Source organism: Ancylothrix sp. D3o, from assembly GCF_025370775.1.
Lineage (GTDB): Bacteria > Cyanobacteriota > Cyanobacteriia > Cyanobacteriales > Oscillatoriaceae > Ancylothrix.
This window is the reverse complement of the sequence record NZ_JAMXEX010000003.1, coordinates 238,456-255,037: the sequence shown is the minus strand read 5'-3', so window position 1 is coordinate 255,037 and position 16,582 is coordinate 238,456. Positions and strand designations below refer to the sequence as shown.

Below are 16,582 nucleotides of genomic sequence, written 5' to 3'. Positions count from 1 at the left end.
TTTATTTAGTAGGTTGGGTTGTATAGCCCAACCTTTTGTGTTTCTGTGACTGCACAATGGGATATCATGGAACAAAAACCTGTCATTATGTTGGCTGCTGCAATGCAAATTTACCTACCAGAAGAAATTAGCCAAAATTTCCAGAAAACTAAGGATTTTTTCAATGAAAGTGCCGGCAATGCTGTAAGTTCTGTTAGCCAAGCAAACCAACAAGCTAAAACAGCCTTATCCCAAAGTGCCGGTCAAGCTATCCAAAGTCTTAATCAAATCACAGAAAACGCTAAAACAACTTTAACGCAAACTACAACAAATGCCGTTAATACTGTTAGCGAAAAAACAAATCAAGCAATTAACTCTGTAAGCGCCGCTACAAATGCCGCCAAAGCATCTTTGCAAGAAACGATTCAACAAGCGGAAACTTTAAATCGCACGCTTTCTGAGGGCATCCAAGCTTCGATTAATTCATCTTTGAGTAGCTGGATTGCCGGTCATCCTCGACTAATTTGGTTAGTAAATCATCCTTTGCAAAGTTTGGTGTTATTGCTGTTAGGGTTATTTTTATTATCGGGTTTACTCAAAGCTGTTTCTAACGTGACAGAGAAATTTTGGGTATGGCTTTTTAGTTTCCCGTTTAAATTGGTGGGTTTTGGTTGGGGTTTAATTCCAAAATCTTCTCAGGGGAGAGAGAAAAAACTTGAAGATATTTTACGAGGTAACGACCGGCAAGCACGAATGACGACGATTTTAAGCAGGCTGGAGGCGATTAAAAAAGAACAAGATTTACTTTTAGAAGAATTAGCCACAGTTCTCAAATCAGAAAAATGGAAATAACGGTGATAAAATTGATACTCCCAACAAAAACCCGCAGTTAATTTAAGGTTCGGCTTAGGGTTTTATAAATTTTGAATAATCTTGCTTAATCGGCAGGTGTTTTGTTAGCCAAGCTCTTAAATACTTAAACTCAAATTCCCATATTAAATATATGAATGAACAGCCAACAAAAGCAGCGAGAACTACTATTTTAGTGGTGGATGATACACCAGCAAATTTGCGGCTTTTAGTGGTAATTTTAGGAGAGCGTGGCTACGATGTTCGACCGGCACGAGATGGAGTTCAAGCTCTTTCGATAGCGAAGCGAGTAAATTTAGACTTAATTTTGTTAGATATCAATATGCCGGGGATGGATGGTTATCAAGTTTGTGAACAACTAAAAGCTGACAAACAAACTTGTGAGATACCGGTTATTTTTATCAGTGCATTGACGGAGGCGTTTAATAAAGTTAAAGCTTTTTCTGTGGGGGGAGTGGACTACATCGCAAAACCCTTTGAAGTAGAGGAGGTTTTGGCGCGGGTGCGAACCCACTTGTCAATGAGAGCATTGCAAAAAACTTTGGCAGAAAAAAACGATAACTTAGAGCAAAAAAATCAGGAATTAAACACTACTTTAAAAGAGTTACAAGCTACACAGTCACAGTTAATACAATCGGAAAAAATGGCAGCCCTCGGACAGTTGATCGCCGGGATAGCGCACGAACTGAATACGCCTTTAGCAGCGATTCAATCAACGGCAGGAAATCTGGCTAAATTTTTGTCAGAAACCCTCGCCGAATTGCCGAAACTGTGTCAAAACTTGTCCGAAACAGAAGCCGATTATTTTTGGGGACTATTGCAAAAATCTCTGCAAGCAAAACCGAACCTAACAACAAAAGAAAAGCGCTTGCTGAAGAAAAACTTAATTTCCTTTTTAGAAGAAGAAGGAGTGGCTGATGCAGACATGGTGGCGGATACTTTAGTGGATATGGGAATTTATGATGACGTTGAGGATGCGTTGCCGATGTTGAGAAAAAGCCAGGGAAATTATTTACTTGATGTCGCCTACAAGTTGTCAGAATTATACCGGGGAACGCAAAGAATTAATACGGCTACAGAGCGAGCCGCAAAAGTAGTATTTGCTCTAAAAAGTTATGCTCATTACGAAGCGTCAGGCGTGATGACGCAGGCGAATATCATTGAGGGAATTGAAACCATTTTAACGCTGTATGAAAATTTGTTAAAACAAGGAGTGGAAGTAATTCGTAACTATGAAGATTTAGGGCCGGTGTGGTGCTATCCTGATGAATTAAATCAGGTGTGGACAAATTTAATTCACAATGCTTTGCAAGCGATGGAATATCGAGGAACATTAACCATAGATGTCGCTCAAAATAAAGGCTGGGTAAAAGTGACTTTGACAGACAGCGGCAAAGGAATTAGCCCCGAAATTATCCCCAATATTTTTGAGCCATTTTTTACCACAAAATCTGCCGGGGAGGGGAGTGGTTTAGGCTTAAATATTGTCAAAAAAATTATTGACAAACATTCAGGAAAGATAACTGTAGAAAGCGTACCAGGAAATACAACATTTCAAGTATTACTGCCGGTGGATAAAGAAGATGTAGAAAGCGAATTTTGCGTTACCTCCACATAAATATGTTCCAAACGCACCGGCATCCGAGAAATCGAATCTAAAGAAATGCCCTCAAACTTATCAATAATCTCCTTTAATTCCAAAACTTCAGGAACCCAGAAAGCCAAATCACTACCATACCGGCGCACAGTAAAACCACATTCAATACCCCGCTGCATCACCGCTTCCTCATCAGTTGTTTGCACCACAACAATTTCTTTAGCAGGAATGCGAGAGCGCAACTCTTCCAAACTGCCCTCAGCCACAATTTTACCACCTTTTAAAAACCCAATTCGCTGACAAAGACGTTCCGCTTCATCCAACAAATGAGTAGTTAACAAAACCGTAATTCCCTGAGATTTTAAACTACGAATTAACTCCCAAATTTCATACCTCGCCTCAATATCTAACCCCGTCGTTGGTTCATCAAAAATCACCAATTTCGGACGATGTACCAAAGCCACCGCAATATTAAGCCGGCGCTGCATACCCCCACTAAGACTTTCCACCGGACTTTTAGCACGATCTAGCAAACCAACCGCCTCCAAACAAGCCTTAATTTGTTCTTGACGGCGTGACTTATCTAAACCGTAAATTTTCGCAAAAAAACTCAGATTTTCCTCACAAGAAAGAGTTTTATAAAGCAAATTTTCCTGCGGAGCAACCCCGATGAGAGATTTTGTCCCCTCAGAAACCGGCAAATTATTAATCAAAATATCCCCACTATCTGCCGAAAGCAAATTGCAAAGAATATTAATCGTCGTAGTTTTTCCCGCCCCATTTGGCCCCAACAAACCATAAATTTCGCCAGGCAAAATATCCAAACTCAAACCCTGTAAAACTTGACGCTTCCCATAATTCTTGCAAAGCCTATCAATCTTCAACATAAATACCCCTTTCACACCAAATAACCATCTGTATTCATCAGTGGGGCAGGCATCTTGCCTGCCTTAAATCTGCGTTAATCTGCGTTTATCTGCGGTTAAAAATCAACCGTAATTATCAAAGCCTCCTCTCACTTTCCAACATCCGCCGATAAGAAAACCACCCCCCAGCAACCATCAAAACAGAAAACCCACACAAAAACCAAAAATGCTCGCCAATTTCCTCAACCCCATCCCCATTAGCAGAAACCCCTAAAAGAGCCTCATTCATGTGAAAAATAGGATTATATTGAGCAATTTGTAAAAGCGTTTCAGGAAACAAAGAACTAGGCAAAAAAGCCCCTCCCAAAATCAACAAAGGAACCCCAAAAGCCGCCACCAAAGCATTAACATCCTCAGTGCGGCGAGCAAATTGTGTGCCAAGAACAAACCCAACACCGACATAGGAAATTATACTGAGTAAAATAATCAAAACGCCCAACAGGATTGATCCCTGAAATTGGGCTTGCCAAAAAGACGCAATTGTGTATATCAGGAGGGCTTGACCAATGCCGATAAAACTGTGGGCCAAAAAAATCCCTAAAAAATAGGAAGTGCCGCTGAGAGGCGAGATAAATAAGCGTTTGAGCGTTTGCTGTTCGCGCTCTGCGACTACAGTTGCCACGCTGCCCCCCAGGCAACTGAAAAACAAGGCAGCGCCTACCAACGTTGAGGGAGCGGCATTTTCAAAAGCTTTATCCATTGACAGTTGGGCACGTTCTGCCAAAATAAAACCGTTGAGTAACAATACGGAAACGGGAAATATCCCCCAAAAAATTAAGCTGCGTCGCCGGCGCAACAATTCTATTAGGATACGTTGCGCTACCGCTAGTGTTTCGCGCCAATATTTCCGAAGTGAGGAGTTTGCTAAAAAGTCCATGACTGAATTATCAAAATATACGGTTTCGCAACCAATTTCTCGCCGCACAATGTTAAAGTTTTTGAGCGTCGGGAGTGTTGCCGGTTTGTTAGGATACTCGCGTTTTAGTAAGCCCGAACCAGCGGTTTATCAGCAGGATACCTTAGATTTGCCTCGTTCGGTAAGTCAACCAAAAAGTGTTGTGGTGGTTGGGGCTGGATTGGCTGGGCTGGCTTGTGCATACGAACTCAGCCAAAGAGGTTTTGTAGTGACGCTGTTAGAAAAATCGCCGCAACTAGGAGGAAAAATTGCCAGTTGGCCGATAGAAGTTGGGGAAGAAAAATTTAGGATGGAGCATGGTTTTCATGGCTTTTTTCCGCAATATTACAACTTAAAAACTATTGTTGCTGATTTAGCAATTGAAGAGAATTTTGTGGATTTAAAGTTTTACTCGGTTGTCTTTAAAGATAACGAGTATTTGCCGGAAATCTTTCGTCCTAGTCATTCGGCTTTTCCTTGGAATATTGTTGATTTAGCGATTTCTTCTCCGAATTCGTTGCGCTGGGGAATTAATCTTACAAAACCGGCTCATTGGCAAGTTTTTCGGGCGATAACCGGCTTCCATCCCCAAAAAACTTATGACCGGCTAGATAATTTATCAGTGTCAGAATGGGTGGCTTCGGAGTTTCCTCGCGGGCTTTATGATTTGTATTTTCTGCCCTTTGCAAAGTCGAGTCTTAATGCGCCGGATGTGTTGAGTGCGGGAGAATTAATGCAGTTTTTCCACTTTTATTTTTTTGGCAATCCAGAGGGGTTGGCGTTTAATGGAACGCGGGATGATATGGGCACTTCTTTGGTGCAGCCAATTGCCGATTCTATTGTTAGGAAAGGCGGGAAAATTATTGCCGGTGCAACAGTTGATAATGTCGTCTGGAAAAATGGCGAAATTGAGTCTTTGAGCTATTACACCGGCAATGCAGGTGATAAAGTTCCGTTTTGGGTAAAGCGGAATGAGTTGTTAGCAGACGACAAGCTAGAATATTACGGTGCAGGAGATCGAGTGTATGCAGTAAAGGCTGATAAAAAAGAAGCGATTTCTATGACTTGCACACACCAAGGCTGTACGGTGAAAAAAGCAGAAAATGGAGAATTTCACTGTCCTTGTCATGGGGCTGTTTTTGATAAAAATGGCAAAGTTGTTAGAGGGCCGGCAGAGCGAGATTTGCCTTGTTTTGATGTGGTAGAAAAAGAAGAAAACCGCGTCCAATTAGTTGCAATTAACTCAACTTCCAAACTCGCCGCCGATAAGAAAACAGCAGAAACCCTACAGGCAGATTATTATGTAATCGCCACAGATGTGCCGGGGGTACAACATCTATTTACGCGGATGATCGGCGATGTAAATCAGCCGGTAAAGCAAAAAATTGAAAAGCTGGCAATAGCCGATCCCTTTGCAGTAGGCCGGTTTTGGTTTGACCGTGATTTTGAGTGGGATCAAAGCTGGTTTACCTCCTTATCCGGCTATAAACTCACCGATAGCATTACCCTTTACCACAAAATCCAAACCCAGTTTATTGAGTGGAATAAAAAAACCGGCGGCAGTGTGGTAGAATTGCACGCTTATTGCTACAAAGAAAAAGACTTTCCCACCCAAGAAGTCTTGTTAAAAACCTTTGAAGAAGAATTGTATGATGTAGTGCCGGCCTTAAAAAATGCCACAATTTTACACAGAGAATTAGTCAATCAAAAAAACTTTTCTGGTTATCCACCAGGAAGTTATCCAGACCGGCCAGAAACCGATGCCGGCGTAGGAAACTTAATGTTTGCCGGTGATTGGGTAAAAATGCCATTTCCCTGCGGATTAATGGAAAGAGCCGTAAGTAGTGGCTTACTCGCAGCCAACGAAATTTTACACCGCGAAGGCTTACAGCGCCGCACCTTATTTACCGTCAATCCCCAAGGCGTCTTACAAATCTAAACCCCCAACGCAGATAAACCAATCCTATTCATCTGTGGAGCAGGCATCTTGCCTGCTACAGACTGCCGTTTAAAACCCCCTAAAAACAATCAAAAAACCCATGCTCACCTCAACCTCAATTAACCAAAATCTTGACATTCGCCGGCTCGCAATTAACCTCAATCACTGGTATGTAATTGCTCGCAGCAGCGAAGTAAAAAATCAGCCATTTGCAGTTGTTTTATGGAATCAACCCATCGTCATATATCGAGATAGCACCGGCACCATCCACGCCTTAGAAGATCGCTGTCCCCACCGCCAAGTTAAACTTAGTCACGGGCAAGTTATTGGCAATTATTTAGAATGCGATTATCATGGCTGGAAATTCAAATCAAATGGTGAATGTGCCGAAGTTCCCTACTTAGAACAAAACCAAAAATTACCCACTTGTAAAATTCGCTCCTATCCAGTTAAAGAACAAGATGGGTTTATTTGGCTATTTGCCGGAGATGCAGAAAAAGCAAACACCGTGCAATTAATGGCAGTACCAGAGTGGGATCACTTGAACTATATTGCAACCGTTTCTGTGATTAATTGCAAAGCACATTACTCGTATTTAATAGAAAATTTGATGGATATGTATCACGGACATTTACATCAAAGTTGGCAAGCTTGGGCCGATCCTGTTTTACAAGATATCGATGAAGATGATAACCATGTTGCCGCCCATTATCAGGCGCAAAGTTATTATAAAATCGATAAAATTTGGTCAATTTCCCAGCTATTTTTTCCCGCCTTGCGAAAACTGCATCCCGAAGCTTTGGACGTGAGTTATATTTACCCGCATTGGATGTCAACTTTGGGGAAAGATTTTAAGATTTATTGTTTGCTTTGTCCGGTGAGTGAAACTCAAACTCGTGCTTATTTGATTCATTTTACTTCCTTAAATGCGTTTTGGAGATTGCATAAATTGCCGGTGTGGTTTCGCAAGTTTATTAAGGATAGTTTGTTTGGTTCCGCACAAAAATTACTCGATGGGTTAGTTCGGCAAGATGTAGTGATGATTGAGGAAGAACAAGAGGCGTATTTAAACAATCCTGAACGGCGAAATTATGAATTAAATCGTGCTTTGGTGAGCGTGCAGCGGTTGATGCGAAAGCAGGCTGAGAAAGGGGTATGATAAGATTATGGTACAACCGAAAAATATTGAACGTTACACTACTTATGATGACAGAACGCCTTTCGATGAGTGGTATTACTCCTTGCGGGATGCGAAAGTTAAAACTAAAATCACTCAAAGAATTAACCGCATTAGTCAAGGAAATTTGGGAGATTATCGGGCTGTGGGAGAAGGTGTTTGTGAGCTTAGAATAGATTATGGCCCCGGATACCGAGTTTATTTTGGTCAAGTTGGATCAACAATTGTGCTGCTTTTGTGTGGAGGTGATAAAAGCACTCAAGCTCAAGACATCCGTAAAGCAATTGAATACTGGAGAGATTACAGGAGTTAGCAAAATGCCAAAAAGTAAACCTTACCACGAGTTTTTGATTGCTCAACTTAAAGAGCCCAGTTTTGCTGCTCTTTACCTTGAAACTCACTTTGAGTTAGAGGAAGGAGAAGAGCCAGATGCAAGCTTAATGAAACTGGCTCTTGATCATGTTGCTGAAGCGTTGGGAGAAGACAATATGACCTCAGAAGAAGCGACATTACACCGGCAGAAATTAAATGATATTCTTTCGGATTCCGGTGTTGAAACTATTTATTATTTAGGAGAATGGCTGCAAAAATTGGGATTAAAACTAACCGTAACTGTGGCTAAAAAGCAAGAAGTTTCAGGGGAAAATGTAGAAAAGGTTTCTGTGGTTTGAGGGCCGGTTTCTACCATAAAATGAAAGGCGACGACCTACAATAAAATTATGGTACAACCCAGAGAAATCAGACGTTACATAACCGATGATGGAAGAATTCCTTTTGATGATTGGTTTAATTCACTGCGGGATAGCAATGCACAAGATAACATTAACAAAAGGCTTATAAGAGTTGGTCTTGGCAATTTGGGAGACTATCAGCCTGTTGGGGAGGGAGTGTGCGAATTGAGGATAGATTATGGGCCTGGTTATCGGCTATACTTTGGACAAATTGGCTTAACAGTTGTGCTGCTTTTAATCGGTGGAGATAAAAGCACTCAAGCACGAGATATCCGCCAAGCAAAGGAATACTGGAAAGATTACAGGAGTCGAGAAAATGCCTAGCAGCTTACCTTACCATCCTTTTTTGATTTCACATCTCAAGAATCCCGAACGTTCTGCTGGATTGCTAACAGTAATTTTTGAAGAAAAAGACCCAGAACCAGAATTACTCGAAGTTGCATTAAAAAATGTATTTGAAGCGCTGGGGGAACCAAATATGACCCCCGAAGAAGCCAAATTGCAACTCGAAAAACTCGACAAAATTTTATCCGAAAACGGCAGCAACGTCATATACAACCTTGCCGAATGGCTGCAAAAATTGGGATTAAAACTAACCGTAACTGTGGCTAAAGAGCAAGAAGTGCCGGTGGAAAATCAAGCCAAAGCAACCGTTATTTCCTAAGCTCAACCCCTCTGACTTTCTCATCCTTTGCCTCCCGTGCAGCCCGTCGTTCTGCTAATAACTTCGGTTTTAAATATAAATTTTCTATTAAAGCCGAAACACCTGCAAACCAAGGCGGCACAATTAACGCGCCAATAATTCCTAACACCTGCACACCGCCTAACACCGAAAGCAACTGAAATAAAGGATGCACACCAACAGAAGAACCTACCAAAAACGGATCAAGAACATAAGTCTCTAAATTTTGAATAATCACAAACAAAATCAACACCCAAAAAAACAACCAACCACCCTGAGAAATTGCCACAACTAAAGCCGGTACAGTCCCCAAAACCGGCCCCAAAAAAGGAATTAAATTAGTCACCCCCGCAATAGCCCCCAAACCCAAAGCAAAATCCGATAACCCCAAAACACTCAACCCCACCGCCGTCAACCCACCCAAGATAGCAGAAACCAAAATTCGACCGCGTAAATAAGCTCCCATCCGTTCCCCCACCGGCCCCACCTGCGCCTCTAAACGCTCATCCCAAGGTTTCGGAAAAAGCCGAATCAAACTATTAATTAAAGTCCGACTATCCGACACCATATAACCCGAAATAAACAAACATAAAATAAAAGTTACAACCCCCCCCAAAATTCCCCGCGTAATCCCATAAGAACGTAACAAAACTTGCTGAGACGAACGAATTACCCAACCCGTCAAAGCCTCTGGATTAAAAAACTGCCGCACCACATCAGGACTATTATCACTTAAACGCATCGCTAACCCTTCTGCAATCACTCGCAACGCCTCCAAATAAAGAGGTAATTGGCGAATTAAACGGTCAATTTGATCGATAACTGTAGGGCCAATTAATAACCCCACCCCTACAAACCCACCAATCAAACTTAAATACACCAAAATAGTCGCTATCCAACGCGGAAAACCGTATTTTTCCGCCCAATTTACCACCGGCACAATTGACGCAGCCAACACCACCGAAATCATCACTGTTAGCAGCAAACTCCGCAACTGCCAAAACAACACCAAAAGCAGGCCGGTGAGTAACACCACCAGCAGATTCGACACAGAAACCGTAATGCGTTGTTCACTCATAATATTGATGTGGGGTGGGATCTGCCCACCATTATAAAAGCCGGTGAGCAGATTTGCGTTTATCTGTATTCATCTGCGTTCAAAAATTAACCGCAGATAAACGCGGATAGACACGGATGCTTAAAGTGTTTTGTGGGAAGAGTTTGGCGGTTTTAGGTTTTCTGCATCATCGCTTTTCTACCGGCAATCAATTTCGCCACTTCTACCGGACTAACCTCCGTTTCTTTCCAGCTTGGAAGTTCTTCTAAACGGTTACACCAAGCACTCAATTTTGCATAATTATCGAGAGGAAAATCAAACATTGGTAAGGGATAAACAATCGTACCCGCAACTATATCCGCCCGATTTATTGACTGGCCTCCAAAATACACATCATCGCCTAAACTTTTTTCAAAAAACTGCAAAACTTTATTAATTTGTGGCTTTTGCTTTGCCGCTTTCTCAGGATTACTTTCTTCCATTCCAAGTGCCTCAAGAACCAATTGCATGAAAACCGGCGCCAACTCATTCACCGTCACCATTTCCACCATCCGCGCCTTTGCCAAAGCTTGGGGATCGCTTGGTAGTAAAGCCGGTTGCGGATATTTCGCCTCCAAATAATCCAAAATCGCCAAAGATTCAAACACACTAAAATCTCCATCCACCAAAACTGGGATATGGTGAAACGGATTTAACTCCACAAACTCAGGCTTAAATTGATCTCCATCTAACTTAAGTTCAATTAACTCAAACTCAAGCTCTTTTTCCAGCAACGCCATCCAAACGCGGCGCGAATTAAACGAAAGCGGAGTATGATAAAGTTTCAGCATTTCTAAACCTCCTAATTTTTCAATCCCACAAAAAAACCGGCCTTCTTAACAATTATCCTCTACGCCAGCGAGTCACACCCCCCGCCGCATCAATCAACGTAATCCCTTGCGCCTGCAACTCATTACGAATCCGATCAGATTCCGCAAAATTTTTCCCCTTCCGCGCCTCCTGTCGCCTTTCAATTAAAGCCTCAATTTCCGCATCCGTCAAACCATCAGCCGCCGCCTGATTTTCTGCCTCAAAATTTGCCTCCAACCCCAAAACCTTCGCCAACGCCACCAACGTCTCCCACTTTTCCTCCAACTCATTAACCGGCGTTTTTATTGCCCCCTCATGCACAAAAATATTCGCCTCCTTTTGCAACTCCTTCGCCAATTCAAAAATCACCGCCAACCCACCAGTAAAATTAAAATCATTATCCACCACCTCTTCAAACCGCTCGATATATTCATTTTTATTGGAGCAATTCCCCTCGGTTTGCCCCTCAGAAAAACCCAATTTATCCCCATATTCCAAACCAAAAACTAACCCCTCCTTAAGCGTATTCCAGCCATTTTGAGCCGCCACCATCGCCTCCCCCGTAAAATCAACCGGCTTGCGATAATGCGCCTGCAAAACAAACATCCTCACCGCCATCGGTTCCGGTGCATTTTCCCCATCCAAAAGACCTCGAATCGTCGTAAAATTACCCAACGACTTCGACATCTTTTCCCCATCCACATTTACCATCCCATTGTGCATCCAATACCGCGCCAAATTCTTCCCCGTAACCGCCTCAGATTGTGCAATTTCATTCTCATGGTGAGGAAACATCAAATCACCCCCACCGCAGTGAATATCAATACTCTCGCCCAAACAATCCCGCACCATCGCCGAACATTCAATATGCCACCCAGGCCGGCCCTTACCCCACGCAGAATCCCACGAAGGCTCACCCTCTTTCGCAGCCTTCCACAAAGCAAAATCAAACGGATCTTTCTTCTTAGCCGCCTCTGGATCTTCCACCTCTACCCGACCACTTTTACCCGCCTGCATATCGTCCAATTTTCGACCCGAAAGTTTTCCATATCCATCAAACTTTCGCACCGAATAATAAACATCACCCTCCGCCGGATAAGCAAACCCCTTATTTTCCAATTCGTGAATCAACTTTTTAATTCCATCCAGCGTATGCGTCGCCTTTGGATACTCATCCGCCTCCAAAATATTTAACCGCCGCATATCCTCAAAATAAGTTTGCGTGTAGCGTTCCGCCACTTCCTCCATCGAAGAACCTTCCTGTCGGGCGCGGTTCAAAATTTTGTCATCAATATCTGTAAAATTCTGCACATAGCGCACCTCGTACCCCCGCCACAGCAAATACCGGCGCACCGTATCCCACACAATATACGCCCTCGCATGGCCCAAATGGCAGAAATCATACACCGTAACCCCACAGCAATACATCCGCACTTTGCCAGGTTCAAGCGTCTCAAAGGTTTCTTCGCAACGAGTCAAGGTGTTATAAACTCTCAGGGCCATAATAAAATAACTGTGAAATTTACAAAAATTCGCAACGCCGGCAATAACGCCATTTCCATAACACCGGCCATAATTAAGTTTAGCTGGGAACGCACCCAACATTCTCTTGATAAATTTTTACCTCCTTACCATGCAAACAGCCGTCAATCCCAACAACACACCGGCCCTCGATACCCCCAATTTTGGCCTACCTGTCACAATCATTACCGGTTTTCTCGGTAGCGGTAAAACCACCCTCCTCAACCATATTCTCACCAACCAACAAGGACTTAAAACCGCTGTTTTAGTCAACGAATTTGGCGAAATTGGCATCGATAACGAGTTAATCGTTTCCAGCACCGATAACATGGTAGAACTCAGCAACGGCTGCATTTGTTGCACCATCAACAACGATTTACTCGATGCCGTTTACAAAGTTTTATCCCGCGAAGATAAAATCGATTATCTCGTAGTTGAAACAACCGGCTTAGCTGACCCCTTGCCAGTTGCCCTCACATTTTTGGGAACCGAATTACGCGATATGACCCGCTTAGATTCGATTATCACAGTTGTAGATTCTGCCAACTACAGCCTCGATTTATTTAACTCCCAAGCCGCCTACAGTCAAATCGCCTACGGTGATATTATTCTGCTCAACAAAATAGATTTAGTTGATGAAGCAGATGTCGATTTACTAGAGTGCAAAATTCGAGATATCAAAGCCGGTGCGCGAATTATCCGAACAAAAAACTCCCAAATTTCTCTGCCTCTCATCTTAAGTGTTGGGTTGTTTGAATCAGATAAATATTTCCAAACAGAAACCCACAACCACGAACACCACGACCACTCAGACTGCGACCACGATCACGGTCATTGCACCCACGACCACCACGACCACGACCACGACCACGACCATCACCATCATCACTCCAACCACTTAGAAAATGATGGTTTTATATCTGTTTCTTTCCAAACAGGTAAGCCTTTTTCTATTAGAAAATTTCAGCATTTTTTGGATAATTTATTGCCAGAAAATGTGTTTCGGGCTAAAGGAATTCTCTGGTTTGATGAAAGTGAAGAACGGCACATTTTCCACCTCTGCGGCAAACGCTTTTCAATTGATAGCGATGAATGGAAAGGCGAACCCAAAACCCAATTAGTTTTTATTGGCCAAGACCTCGACCGCGAGCAAATTTTATCCCAACTAGAAAACTGCCTTTCTGGTCATTAGTCATTAGTCATTAGTCATTAGTCCTTTCAGTAAAGACAAAAGACTAATGACTACGGACTTTAGACAAAGGACAACAAAAATAATGCGTATCATTGTTCAGCGAGTAAAATCTTCTCAAGTCACAGTTGCCGGTGAAATTGTCGGCAAAATAGGCAGAGGTTTAAATTTATTAGTAGGAATTTCTGACACCGATACCGAAGCCGAACTTGAATGGATGGTTCGCAAATGTTTAGAAATGCGTTTATTTCCCGCCAACGAAGAAGGGAGCGGTCGTTGGGAAAAATCAATTCAAGATATTGCCGGTGAATTACTCGTAGTCAGCCAATTTACACTTTATGGCGACTGTCGCAAAGGACGCCGGCCTTCCTTTGACCGTTCCGCACCACCCCAACAAGCCGAGCAACTGTATGATTTATTTGTAGCCAAATTGCGGCAAAGTAATTTACGAGTAGAAACCGGCATCTTTGGTGCAATGATGCAAGTCAGCATTGAAAATGACGGCCCCGTTACCTTGCTTTTAGAAAAAGAAGCCACTAAGTAGTAGCGCTTTATCGCTCTTCTATGCCGCCGCCTTCTCATAGCTTTTTTTTATATAACTTCCCGAAAAAACTGAAGTAAAACTTATCTACTTTTTGCTATTGTTAAAAAGTGTATCAAAGCAAAAACATAGGTAAAGTTTTGTGGCGAAGATGAGTCAAGCTAATTCCGAAATGACCAACTACACCGGCACCCAAACCAAAAGCGCTTTTTGCCGCCAAAAAATGACGGTATTTTGCGACTTTGACGGGCCAATAGTAGATGTATCAGATCGCTATTACAGCACCTACCGGCAAGCACTTGCAGACACTCAGGAAAACTATCAAGCCAAAAACATACAATTGCCCGTTACAGCGCTCCCTAAAGATTGCTTTTGGTACATGAAACAAAACCGCATCCCCGATGCAGAAATTGCCATGCGTTCAGGATTAAGAGGCTCACAAATAGAAGCCTTCCTAGCACGAGTGCAAGAAATTGTCAACCAGCCCGACTTGCTGCACAAAGACCGGCTGCAACCCGGAGTAGAATGGGCGATAGGTTTGCTGCACTCCCAAGGATTCCGCATAGTATTAGTCACCCTACGCCGGCAAACACAAGCCCAGCAAATCTTACAAAACTACGGATTACTTCGGTTATTTAGTAGCATTTGGGGAACCCAAGACGACGACAGTGCTTATCACAACTATGCAGACATCAAACAAGAACTACTAAAAGCCGCCATTGCCAAAGAAAATGTCGCCACAGACTCAGCATGGATGATTGGCGATACAGAAGCCGATATATTAGCAGGACAAGCTTGTGCAGTCCCCACAATAGCTTTAACTTGTGGACTTCGCAGCCGCACATATCTAACACAATATAATCCTAATCACATTATGAGCGATTTGCTTTCTGCGAGTCATTTTTTAATCGCCCAAAAGCAGCGAATTGCAGCCTGAAAAAACTTATATAGCCCCTTAGCAATAATTCCTGAATGTTAAAAAACCCGGTTTATAAAACAAACCGGGTTTCTCACACAAAGTAGACTTCACAGTGATATTGACAAACCTTAACTTGTAGTTTTTTTCACCTAAAAGCGCTGAATTTTCCCAAAATCAAGACGACTCAATTAACTTCATGCGTCCCCACCAAACATTGAGAGGAAAATAAACAACCGGAGCCCAAAGACTGCTGAGGATAGCACTAGAAAGAGCAAGAAGTTGCCGGTCATGCCAAATTTCCATCAAAGAGCGCTCACCCAGAAAACTGAACTGAATAGCCGTGATCAACTCAGCAATCACACTCATGCCAAACACAATCAAAGCCACCGAGATAAAATCTTCCTGAATAAAGCGCTGCTTTTGCAAGCGAGCCGTCAAAATCCCGACTATACCCAAACTAAGCGCATGACTAGGGATAGGGGAAGTCATACCATCTTGAATCAACCCCAGAGCAATACCCGCAGCAGCCCCCAGAAACCAACTGCGCTTGACACTCCAAGCAACGACCCAAATTAACAGCCAATTAGGGCCAATCCCCAGCAAAGTCATGCCAGGGAGGCGAGTCGGCAAAATCAACAAACATAATAAGAGAGAAGCAAGCGTTACCAGCGTATTCAGCAACCGACGGGTTTGGGGGCGCAGGCGAGTCACCCGACTCCAAGAATCCCTTCTAATTGCCGATCTATAGTTCATCCTGCGGTTGCGGCGGCGTTTCAGTAGAAGCATCTGTGCTGTTGTTTGGTTGAGGTTCAGCCGGCTGTTCGGTTTCAGCGGGGCGGGAGCCATCAGGATAAATTTTTGGCTCATCGGCAGGACGGGTATCTTGAACAGGAGGCGGAGCCGAAAATTCCTTATCCGGCAGAATTTTGCTCGGCTTAACTTCCACCCACTCTAAAACATTAATAGGCACCGATAGCTCAATAATCGCTTCCGGTGCCGGACTTTTGCTCAGGTTAACCGACTCAACGCGCCCAACAGGAATACCCGCAGGGAATAACTCACTCACCGGCGAAGTCGAGACAACATCACCCGGACGAACATCAGGAACCTTATCAAAAAACTCCATAACTGCCCGGTTAGCACCTTGGCCGCGCATAAAGCCCATATTGCGGCTGCGGCTAATAGTCACCCCCACACGAGCACTGGGATCGCTAATCAAAAGCACACGGCTAGTGTTTTGAGAAACACTTTCCACCCTGCCAACTAACCCCCCGGCGCCGGTGACAATATCACCTTCTTTAATACCATCTCGACTACCGCGCCCCAGAGTGACTTGCTGCCACCAGTGGTTAGCAGACCGGCCAATCAGAGGTGCAATAACACCTTTGTCCTTGGTAGTAGAGACATAACCCAAAAGCTCTTTAAGCTTTTGGTTTTGATTTTCTAGCTCCACAAGGCGCTCAGACTGTGCCATCATTCGAGCTTTTTCAATTTGTTCTTCTGCGGAGGGACTTGACTGGAAAGGAAGGGTGAGCGTGCGGAAAATCTCAAAAATAACCGCTCCTTGAGTTTGCTGCACTCCCCAAGCTCCAGCAATAGCGACAGCCACCAACCCCACTTGCAACCCGTGCCTATCCCACCAGCGACGCAATGAATACATTTAACTTTTGTTGTGGTTCACTATCAAATTATTCGCCGTTTAGCGTTCAT

General features: G+C 43.3%; 18 protein-coding genes. 11 read left to right on the top strand and 7 right to left on the bottom strand.

Annotated elements, in window-relative coordinates; all coding sequences use genetic code 11:
- Nucleotides 1–66 precede the first annotated feature (66 nt).
- Entirely contained in the window at nucleotides 67–831 is a 765-nt protein-coding gene (locus NG798_RS08485) for a hypothetical protein (protein WP_261221905.1), read from the top strand.
- A gap of 151 nt (nucleotides 832–982) precedes the next feature.
- The gene (locus NG798_RS08480; protein WP_261221903.1) at nucleotides 983–2,467 is read left to right on the top strand and encodes a response regulator; all 1,485 of its coding nucleotides are present in this window, start codon (nucleotides 983–985) and stop codon (nucleotides 2,465–2,467) included.
- Here NG798_RS08480 and NG798_RS08475 read toward each other — a convergent pair.
- Nucleotides 2,404–3,333 (bottom strand): ABC transporter ATP-binding protein, encoded by a 930-nt coding sequence (locus NG798_RS08475; protein WP_261221902.1) that lies wholly within the window; start codon nucleotides 3,331–3,333, stop codon nucleotides 2,404–2,406. The genes NG798_RS08480 and NG798_RS08475 overlap by 64 nt on opposite strands.
- A 115-nt stretch (nucleotides 3,334–3,448) precedes the next feature.
- Entirely contained in the window at nucleotides 3,449–4,249 is an 801-nt protein-coding gene (locus tag NG798_RS08470) for an ABC transporter permease (protein ID WP_261221901.1), read from the bottom strand.
- On the opposite strand from NG798_RS08470, the gene NG798_RS08465 reads away from it, so the two are divergent.
- The 6 genes from NG798_RS08465 (at nucleotide 4,248) to NG798_RS08440 (ending at nucleotide 8,778) form a co-directional block, all read left to right on the top strand.
- Entirely contained in the window at nucleotides 4,248–6,206 is a 1,959-nt protein-coding gene (locus tag NG798_RS08465) for an FAD-dependent oxidoreductase (protein ID WP_261221899.1), read from the top strand. The two genes, NG798_RS08470 and NG798_RS08465, sit on opposite strands and share 2 nt — an antisense overlap.
- A 100-nt stretch (nucleotides 6,207–6,306) precedes the next feature.
- On the top strand, nucleotides 6,307–7,365 hold the full coding sequence (locus NG798_RS08460) for an aromatic ring-hydroxylating dioxygenase subunit alpha (protein ID WP_261221898.1): 1,059 nt from the start codon (nucleotides 6,307–6,309) through the stop codon (nucleotides 7,363–7,365).
- A gap of 4 nt (nucleotides 7,366–7,369) precedes the next feature.
- Nucleotides 7,370–7,696: a type II toxin-antitoxin system RelE/ParE family toxin gene (locus NG798_RS08455; RefSeq protein WP_261222177.1), complete on the top strand. Its 327-nt coding sequence runs from the start codon at nucleotides 7,370–7,372 to the stop codon at nucleotides 7,694–7,696.
- Nucleotides 7,697–7,700: 4 nt separating this feature from the next.
- Entirely contained in the window at nucleotides 7,701–8,054 is a 354-nt protein-coding gene (locus NG798_RS08450) for a DNA-binding protein (protein WP_261221896.1), read from the top strand.
- A 45-nt stretch (nucleotides 8,055–8,099) separates the two neighbouring features.
- Entirely contained in the window at nucleotides 8,100–8,438 is a 339-nt protein-coding gene (locus NG798_RS08445) for a type II toxin-antitoxin system RelE/ParE family toxin (protein ID WP_261222175.1), read from the top strand.
- Nucleotides 8,431–8,778 (top strand): DNA-binding protein, encoded by a 348-nt coding sequence (locus NG798_RS08440; RefSeq protein ID WP_261221894.1) that lies wholly within the window; start codon nucleotides 8,431–8,433, stop codon nucleotides 8,776–8,778. Before NG798_RS08445 ends, NG798_RS08440 begins: the two co-directional genes overlap by 8 nt.
- Here NG798_RS08440 and NG798_RS08435 read toward each other — a convergent pair.
- The 3 genes from NG798_RS08435 to cysS all read right to left on the bottom strand — a co-directional run bounded on the left by NG798_RS08435 (nucleotide 8,768) and on the right by cysS (nucleotide 12,205).
- Nucleotides 8,768–9,874: an AI-2E family transporter gene (locus tag NG798_RS08435; RefSeq protein WP_261221892.1), complete on the bottom strand. Its 1,107-nt coding sequence runs from the start codon at nucleotides 9,872–9,874 to the stop codon at nucleotides 8,768–8,770. The genes NG798_RS08440 and NG798_RS08435 overlap by 11 nt on opposite strands.
- 152 nt (nucleotides 9,875–10,026) lie before the next feature.
- Nucleotides 10,027–10,683, bottom strand: coding sequence for a glutathione S-transferase family protein (locus tag NG798_RS08430; RefSeq protein WP_261221891.1), 657 nt, complete (start codon nucleotides 10,681–10,683; stop codon nucleotides 10,027–10,029).
- Nucleotides 10,684–10,735: 52 nt separating this feature from the next.
- Nucleotides 10,736–12,205: a cysteine--tRNA ligase gene (gene cysS / locus NG798_RS08425; protein WP_261222173.1), complete on the bottom strand. Its 1,470-nt coding sequence runs from the start codon at nucleotides 12,203–12,205 to the stop codon at nucleotides 10,736–10,738.
- A 130-nt stretch (nucleotides 12,206–12,335) separates the two neighbouring features.
- Between cysS and NG798_RS08420 the strand changes: the two genes are divergently transcribed.
- The 3 genes from NG798_RS08420 (at nucleotide 12,336) to NG798_RS08410 (ending at nucleotide 14,890) form a co-directional block, all read left to right on the top strand.
- Entirely contained in the window at nucleotides 12,336–13,415 is a 1,080-nt protein-coding gene (locus NG798_RS08420) for a GTP-binding protein (RefSeq protein WP_261221889.1), read from the top strand.
- Between the two features lie 82 nt (nucleotides 13,416–13,497).
- The gene (dtd, locus tag NG798_RS08415) at nucleotides 13,498–13,956 is read left to right on the top strand and encodes a D-aminoacyl-tRNA deacylase (protein WP_261221888.1); all 459 of its coding nucleotides are present in this window, start codon (nucleotides 13,498–13,500) and stop codon (nucleotides 13,954–13,956) included.
- A 148-nt stretch (nucleotides 13,957–14,104) separates the two neighbouring features.
- A complete protein-coding gene (locus tag NG798_RS08410; RefSeq protein ID WP_317619567.1) occupies nucleotides 14,105–14,890 on the top strand; it encodes an HAD family hydrolase in 786 nt (261 codons plus the stop codon).
- 156 nt (nucleotides 14,891–15,046) lie between these two features.
- On the opposite strand, the gene mreD is transcribed toward NG798_RS08410, so the two are convergent.
- Nucleotides 15,047–15,625, bottom strand: a complete 579-nt coding sequence (gene mreD / locus NG798_RS08405) for a rod shape-determining protein MreD (protein WP_261221886.1) — start codon at nucleotides 15,623–15,625, stop codon at nucleotides 15,047–15,049.
- Complete coding sequence (mreC, locus tag NG798_RS08400; protein ID WP_317619566.1) at nucleotides 15,615–16,532, bottom strand: rod shape-determining protein MreC; 918 nt, start codon at nucleotides 16,530–16,532, stop codon at nucleotides 15,615–15,617. Before mreC ends, mreD begins: the two co-directional genes overlap by 11 nt.
- Nucleotides 16,533–16,582: the final 50 nt, after the last annotated feature.